The 6,952-nt window shown below is 61.9% G+C and carries 5 protein-coding genes; all 5 read right to left on the bottom strand.

Annotated elements, in window-relative coordinates:
- The 5 genes from trbB to MTR72_RS03180 all read right to left on the bottom strand — a co-directional run bounded on the left by trbB (nucleotide 1) and on the right by MTR72_RS03180 (nucleotide 6,830).
- Nucleotides 1–963: a P-type conjugative transfer ATPase TrbB gene (gene trbB / locus MTR72_RS03160; protein ID WP_341510082.1), complete on the bottom strand. Its 963-nt coding sequence runs from the start codon at nucleotides 961–963 to the stop codon at nucleotides 1–3.
- Between the two features lie 182 nt (nucleotides 964–1,145).
- On the bottom strand, nucleotides 1,146–2,474 hold the full coding sequence (locus MTR72_RS03165) for an MFS transporter (protein ID WP_341510083.1): 1,329 nt from the start codon (nucleotides 2,472–2,474) through the stop codon (nucleotides 1,146–1,148).
- 135 nt (nucleotides 2,475–2,609) lie between these two features.
- Nucleotides 2,610–3,035, bottom strand: coding sequence for a CopG family transcriptional regulator (locus MTR72_RS03170; protein ID WP_280966286.1), 426 nt, complete (start codon nucleotides 3,033–3,035; stop codon nucleotides 2,610–2,612).
- A gap of 6 nt (nucleotides 3,036–3,041) precedes the next feature.
- Entirely contained in the window at nucleotides 3,042–5,030 is a 1,989-nt protein-coding gene (locus tag MTR72_RS03175; protein WP_341510084.1) for a conjugal transfer protein TraG, read from the bottom strand.
- Nucleotides 5,031–5,066: 36 nt separating this feature from the next.
- On the bottom strand, nucleotides 5,067–6,830 hold the full coding sequence (locus MTR72_RS03180; RefSeq protein ID WP_341510085.1) for a relaxase/mobilization nuclease domain-containing protein: 1,764 nt from the start codon (nucleotides 6,828–6,830) through the stop codon (nucleotides 5,067–5,069).
- Between the last annotated feature and the right edge of the window lie 122 nt (nucleotides 6,831–6,952).

A 6,952-nucleotide genomic window follows, 5' to 3' on the forward strand; every position in this document is an offset into this window, starting at 1 on the left:
TCAGTCTCCCGCTGATGAAAGGCTGTAGTCGCCGGTGGCGCCAAGCCCGATGACGAGGGCGAGTTCAGCGAGGCGACGGTCAGCGCCGCGCCCCGCCAGCACTGCAACGAGGTTGATGGTCTCGGCGATCAGGGCACGCGGAACCGTGATGACGGCTTCCTGGATGAGTTGCTCAAGCCGCCGCAGCGCACCGAGCGCGGTGCCCGCATGAATTGTGCCGATGCCGCCGGGATGGCCTGTACCCCAAGCCTTGAGCAGATCGAGCGCCTCGGCACCTCGGACTTCGCCAATCGGGATGCGATCAGGTCGTAGGCGCAGCGAGGACCGAACGAGGTCCGATAGCGTGGCCACGCCGTCTTTGGTCCGGAGCGCTACAAGATTGGGCGCTTTGCACTGAAGTTCGCGCGTATCTTCGATCAGCACGACCCGATCAGTAGTCTTTGCCACCTCGGCCAGGAGCGCATTCGTCAGTGTTGTTTTACCGGTAGATGTCCCACCGGCGACCAGGATGTTCTTCCGTGCAGCGACCGCGCTCTTCAGGATCTTGGCCTGCTCCGAGGTCATGATCTCCTTGGCGACGTAGTGGTCGAGCGTAAACACTGCGACCGCTGGCTTGCGGATAGCAAAGGCCGGGGCGGCAACGACCGGAGGCAAAAGGCCTTCGAATCGCTCACCAGTTCCAGGCAGTTCTGCCGAAACCCGCGGCGCGCCGGCATGCACCTCGGCGCCTACGTGATGCGCAACCAGGCGAACAATGCGCTCGCCATCCGCTGCGGATAGGGTTTCGCCTGTATCGGTAAGGCCACTCGACAACCGGTCGATCCACAGCCGCCCATCTGGGTTGAGCATCACCTCTATGATCGTTTCATCTTCGAGGTAGCCGGCAATCGCTGTGCCGAGCGCGCTACGCAGCATTCGCGCACCGCGCGAATTCGCTTCCGATTGAAAGGAATGGACTGCCATCGTTCGCCCCCACCGAATGAGGACGCCCAAAGAGCGCCCTCAGATGGGGATCATTAGAAAATGCACCGATAGACTTGGCGCAACAACCGCTTTCAGTGATCGTAGGCTGGCGTAGAAAAAGGAAGACTGAGAACTGATATTTGACGGCTACTCAATCGTACCGGTCCACGGCGAGGTGTTGCTCACCACGCCGCATCGTCTTCCGCGGGTATGAGTATGACCGAATTCTCATACGAGCTTACTGACTCGACAACGTTGGAAACATTGGCCGGCACGAAGAACGGAATAGGCCTCGTCCATGAAGCTAGGTATCGGCCCCAAGGCAGCGCAAACCAGACCAACGCCGCGATCTGAAGTGCTATGTTGAGACCGAACGCGACTTGATAGGCTTGGACGGGCCGATGGCCACCATTCGCAGACCATTCCTCCAGGATCAGGCCAGTCCCGAATTGAGCCAAAAATGCCCAACCGAAGTGCAGGACGTTTAGGGCGCCATTGGCGCGACCAGCTAGCTCAGGCGGAAAGTAATCCGCTATCACCGCGAAGCTGGCCACAGTTGCCGTTCCGACAATGGCGACAACGGACCAGGGCACAATGGACGGCAGAGGTGCTCGCAAGATCAAGGCTAACTCAGCTGCGACAAACAGAACTGCTACCATCACTAATATCGTCTCCGCCCCGATTCCCCTCCGTTTGATGTAATGGACCGTCGTACCGAACAACCAGGCACCGCAGCTTAAGACGATCGACATCGTAAGAAGCCGTCGGACCAGACTTGCGCGATCAAGCCCCTCGACGTCTGTCAGCCATGGCGATGCCCACAAACCTTGCAGAGACCAGGCTGATCCAATGCAAGTCGCCGACAACGGTGCGATTCGCCAGAAGCGTCGATCGCCGAAAACGGAGCCAAGGGTGGCGTGCGCGGTTGATGGGACAATGGGTCGTTCAGGCACCATGACATAGATGAGAATGGCCGTCACACCCGTAGCGGCTGCCAGGATCTCAAAGAGCGGCCGCCAGCCCATCCAAGCGAGCAGGTGTTCGACCGGAGCCGTGGCGGTCACCGCTCCCAACGATCCCAGCATGACCATGTAGCCGTTCAGCAAGGCAACTCGTTCCCTGGGGAACCAAAGGATGATGGACTTCAGTCCTGCCGTGAGCGCCGCGGCCACGCCGAGCCCGATCATTGCACGCGCGATCAAAAGTGACAGGAAGCCGGTCGATACCGCGAACAACCCAGCGCCCACTGCTGCGAGCAAGAGCAGAACACTCTGGACGCGCCGCGGGCCAAAGCGGTCCAGCAATACTCCGACGGGGATCTGAGCCGCCGCGAAAACCAGGAAATAGACTGACGTCAGCAACCCGAGGTCGGCAGTCCCAAGCCCGGTATCCGAGCTGAGATAATTGGCGATCAAGGCGTTGATCGTTCGAAACAGATACGAAAGATAGTATCCAGCCGCAAAAGGGAGAAAAACGCGTGCGATGAGACGCCATGTCCCCGAGATCTGCATGCTGGCCCCTCTTGCTGTCAGCTCGTGCGAGCCGATAGCGCGACCAGATTTTCGTCAGTTCAGCTAAATCGCTGCGGGCGTAGGTTAGCGAAGAAAAAGAAGGGACCGGCGAAACGGTCTTTCTACATGGTTCAATCAAGCTTCTTCGGCCGCTTCCTGGCGGCGGATATCTTCTGGAATCTCGCGCAGAAAGCTTTGCCCTTTCTGCAAACGGCGCCCGAGCGCCTCGACAAATCCTTCAAAGCGCTCCCGACCCTTTGCCTGCGCGGCCGCCTGCGCGTCGTTGGGCAATGGCGGCGTTATTGTCAGCCAAAAGCGGATGAACAGGGCCAAGGTCTCGGCCATCAAACCCACGTCTCGCTCCAGCCTCTGCATCTGACGCGATAGCCGATCCAGGCGACGGGTAAACGCTGCCTCCCGCCTGTCCGCTCCATCCGGCGACAGAAACGAAGCAACGGCTGCCTCCACGATCGCAGACCGGGAAAGCTTTTTGCGATCGGCGAGGTCCGAGATCTGTTTCAGAAGCTCTGGCGGGAAGTAGACGTTCATCCGGTCGCGCATATTGCCTCAGAGCTCCATGCCGTCATTCGGGTCCATGGCAACCTGGCGGGCGACGCCACGCATCTGTTGGCGCATGAGCCGCGACTGACGGACGACATCCTCGTCATCATCAAGAACAACGGCAAATTCCTCTGCTGGCGTCGGTTCGATCGTCTCCTTGGCGATCGCAACGTGATCAGGGAGTTCGGGCTCACGACGGAGGCCGCTGTTCGCCGTGTCTTCCTCGACCTCGGCGGCCTTGTCAGTGTGACCTCCCGTCGGCTCCGGCGTTCCGAGCGATGACCATCCGTCCGTTCGCGATGATCTGCCAGCCCCCGCCGGATCGGGCGGCGGCAGAACCCGCTCGGTAAACCGCCGATCCTCATAGTAGCGAACCTTCTTTGCCCGGATCGGCGGCGTGCCCGCCACCATGACAATCTCGTCCATCGGCGGAAGCTGCATGACCTCACCCGGGGTCATCAGCGGCCTTGCCGTCTCCTGGCGCGAGACCATGAGGTGCCCCAGCCAGGGATTCAACCTATGACCGGCATAGTTCTTCATCGCACGCATCTCCGTCGCCGTGCCCAAGGCGTCGGACACACGCTTCGCCGTCCGCTCGTCATTGGTCGCGAAGCTGACGCGAACGTGGCAGTTGTCGAGGATGGCGTTGTTGGGCCCGTAAGCCTTCTCGATCTGATTGAGCGATTGCGCGATCAGGAAACTCTTGATGCCGTATCCCGCGATGAAGGCGAGCGCGGACTCGAAGAAATCAAGCCGGCCAAGTGCTGGGAACTCGTCGAGCATCATCAGGACTCGATGCCGACGGTCACGGGCGTGAAGGTCCTCGGTCAGACGCCGGCCAATCTGGTTCAGCACCAGGCGGATCAGCGGCTTGGTCCGAGAGATATCCGATGGCGGCACCACGAGGTAAAGCGTCGTCGGGCGGCTATCTGCGATCAGATCGGCAATCCGCCAGTCGCAGCGACAGGTCACCTGGGCCACGACGGGATCGCGGTAGACCCCGAGAAACGACATCGCAGTGGACAGAACGCCCGAGCGTTCATTCTCCGATTTGTTGAGGAGTTCGCGCGCGGTCGAGGCGACCACGGGATGGGCGCCCTGCTCGCCAAGATGCGCGGTGGTCATCATCGCCTTCAGCGTCGCCTCGATCGGCCGCTTCGGATCGGAGAGGAAAGCAGCGACCCCGGCCAGGGTTTTGTCCGCCTCGGCATAGAGGACATGGAGTATGGCACCGACCAGGAGGGAATGACTGGTCTTCTCCCAATGGTTCCGCTTGTCGAGGGAGCCCTCGGGGTCGACCAGGACGTCGGCGACGTTCTGGACATCGCGAACCTCCCACTCCCCGCGCCGAACCTCACGCAGCGGATTGTACGCTGAGGACTTTGGATTGGTGGGGTCGAACAACAGGACGCGGCCATGTCGCGAGCGGAAGCCCGCGGTCAGTTGCCAGTTCTCGCCCTTGATGTCGTGGACGATGGCCGAGCCGGGCCAAGCCAACAAGGAGGGAACGACGAGGCCGACACCCTTGCCGGACCGGGTTGGTGCAAAACACAAGACGTGCTCCGGTCCGTCATGGCGGAGATAGTCGCGGTCGAGCTTGCCCAGCACCACACCATCCGGACCGAGGAGTCCGGCCGCTCGAACCTCCTCCGCATCAGCCCAGCGCGCCGAACCATAGGTCTCGACATTCTTGGCTTCACGCGCTCGCCAAATCGACATGCCGATTGCCACCGCGATCGACACGAAGGTCCCCGAAGCCGCAATGAAGGCCCCCTCGACAAAGACCTGAGGTGCATAGGCGTCGTAGACGAACCACCACCAGAAGAAGACTGGCGGGTAATAGATCTTGAAGCCCAACAGCTCGAACCAGGGTCGCCCTAGCTCTGGTTGCCAGGCGAGCCGCCAAGCGGTCCACTCGGTTGCTCCCCAGATGGCTAGCAAAACGATCAGGCCAACGACGATCACCTGTCCCCAGAGGATTTTGGTTCCGGACATCCCGAACGCCCTTCCGCAACTGAATTGGTGAGATACCTAGAGGCCGAGGTCGCGCTTGCGACCAAAACCCCATTCGATGCCGCCGCCGTCCTTCACGACGCCGGTGACGTGTTGGCCGAGCCGCTTTTCGAGTTCGCGCGACCAGGGCACGAGTTGGAAGCCGAGCCCATTATCGATCATGGCGAAGCGTCCCGAGGTGAGCGTCAGACGCTGGCGATACGTGCCCGCTACATGCTCCCCGGAGGCGGCGGCCACGTGAGGCAGGCCGGTGTCGGCCGAGACCTTTGCCGCCACGTCGTCCAGTTCACGTCGGCGCAGCGTGTTCAGGAGGTCGCGCTGCAAGATGATGCTTTGGCCCTGCCGTCGCGCCAGGCCCCCCTGGAACAGATGCTCGGTACGGGCTTCCATGGCGTCGCGGGTCTCGCGGCCGAATCCGCCCATGGCGAGCGGCATGCGGTGGCGTTCAACCAGCCGATGGTCGAGCCAGGTCGCGCCCTTCGCGCTGACCTGCTCGTGCAGATCGAGATCCGAGCGGGTCGCCAGCATCAGAGTCGGCCGCGGATCGCCGGCTTGACCGAAGCGTCGCACTTCAACGATACCGCCGATCGGCGGTGCATATTCAAATGCCTCGACCCCTCGGAAGCGCACGTGATGCGCGCGTCCGTCTGTTCCGTCGATCATGGCGTACGCCTCACCGGTCAGTTCGTCATGCAGTCCACGGTCGACCAGTCGTCCGATAATCTGGGACGTCGGCTGTCCACCTTCGATGACGAAGTCGGCAACGCCGCGCGCCTCCCCACGCTCGGTAAAGGTGCGGTGCATGGTCTTGATGATGTCGCCGCGCATGCCGAGGTCGCGCAAGCTGCGCTCGGCCTCGAGCCCAACCATCCATTCCCCAGGCGCGGCGGATGCGGCAAGACCCATCTTCTCCAGGTGTTGAAGGCGGCCAACCATCAGGCGTCGGATCTCAGGATCGGAGCTGCCTGGGTTCTCGGGGCGAAGATCGATAGTGCCGGTCTCATCGGCTGCCAGCCGGATCTCCCGATCGAGCCGCGTCCATCGTTCCGCCGTGACCTCCCTCTCCAGCGAATTGCGGATCTCGTGCTCCGGTTTTGAACCGAGTTCAATGGCGGCCAGTTCCTCGGCGCGTGAGCGCAGGCCCTGGCTGACGTAGTCGCGGGAGATCACGAGATCCGCCCCTTCCTCATCTATTCCCCGAACGAGAAGATGGACGTGAGGGTTGTCGGTGTTCCAATGATCGACGGCCACCCAATCGAGCCGGGTGCCAAGGTCGGTCTCCATCTGCTTGGCGAGATCGCGGGTAAAGGCCTTCAGGTCGGTCATGTCGCCGGCGTCCTCGGGTGAGACGATGAACCGGAAATGATGCCGGTCATCCTGGCACCGTTCTGCGAAAGCCGCGGTATCGGCGCGGTCGCAGCCCTCATCGAACATCTCGGCCCGCTCACCACTTCGGGTCACGCCATCGCGCTTGAGATATGAGAGGTGGGCGGTCAGTGGCGCTGAACGGAAGGCTCGCCCCTTGTGCCGGACAACACGCGCCTTCACCACAACGCGCCGTGTCGGGCTGAACAATCTGGCGCGGCTAAAGGCGAGGCGCCCGCGGCCAAACGTGGAGCGCCCATAGGCCACAGAACGCCTGCCAGCCGCGGCCGGCCCCGAGGTGTGTCCTGCTTTCTTCGCGGCGCGCAGCACCTGGTTGATGAAGCTCTTCGGCTTCGGCACGCGGGTACTGCGAATGCGCCCGGGTCGAATACGCAGATCGCTGTCGCCCACGCTCACGGCAGGGCCTCCCAACGATCCAAAGCGCACATGGTGCCGAAAATGCCTTTGATTGCATTCGTCAAAATGCACGGCGCGGCACGCGCCACGACCGACCGGCACGGTAGAACCCAAGCCATGTC

The sequence above is a fragment of the Bradyrhizobium sp. ISRA442 genome (assembly GCF_038085055.1).
Taxonomy (GTDB): Bacteria; Pseudomonadota; Alphaproteobacteria; order Rhizobiales; family Xanthobacteraceae; genus Bradyrhizobium.

Coding starts and splice junctions, on each gene's coding strand:
- trbB (WP_341510082.1), bottom strand. CDS start 963: ATGGCAGTCCATTCCTTTCAATCGGAAGCGAATTCGCGCGGTGCGCGA.
- MTR72_RS03170 (WP_280966286.1), bottom strand. CDS start 3,035: ATGCGCGACCGGATGAACGTCTACTTCCCGCCAGAGCTTCTGAAACAG.
- MTR72_RS03165 (WP_341510083.1), bottom strand. CDS start 2,474: ATGCAGATCTCGGGGACATGGCGTCTCATCGCACGCGTTTTTCTCCCT.
- MTR72_RS03175 (WP_341510084.1), bottom strand. CDS start 5,030: ATGTCCGGAACCAAAATCCTCTGGGGACAGGTGATCGTCGTTGGCCTG.